Source organism: Paenibacillus sambharensis (genome assembly GCF_003233845.1).
Lineage (GTDB): Bacteria > Bacillota > Bacilli > Paenibacillales > Paenibacillaceae > Paenibacillus_I > Paenibacillus_I sambharensis.
Window position 1 is genome coordinate 1 of the sequence record NZ_QKRB01000004.1, and the last position, 326, is coordinate 326.

Annotated in this window: 1 rRNA gene; it reads right to left on the reverse strand. The window is 47.5% G+C overall.

Annotated elements, in window-relative coordinates:
• Positions 1-101: 101 nt before the first annotated feature.
• Positions 102-326: ribosomal RNA gene (locus DNH61_RS00030) — 23S ribosomal RNA — on the reverse strand; the annotation flags it as partial.

The following is a 326-nucleotide window of genomic DNA, read 5'->3' on the forward strand; positions in this document are numbered from 1 at the left end:
GTATGGGAACGGGTGTGACCTCTTCGCTATCGCCACCAAACCTGATGGAGAGAATGTTCTCTCAAAACTAGATAACAATGTTCATTTTTCACATTAGAATATAGGTTAAGTCCTCGATCTATTAGTATCTGTCAGCTCCACGTGTCACCACGCTTCCACCTCAGACCTATCAACCTGATCATCTTTCAGGGATCTTACTTCCTTGCGGAATGGGAAATCTCATCTTGAGGGGGGCTTCATGCTTAGATGCTTTCAGCACTTATCCCGTCCGCACATAGCTACCCAGCGATGCCCTTGGCAGAACAACTGGTACACCAGCGGTGCGT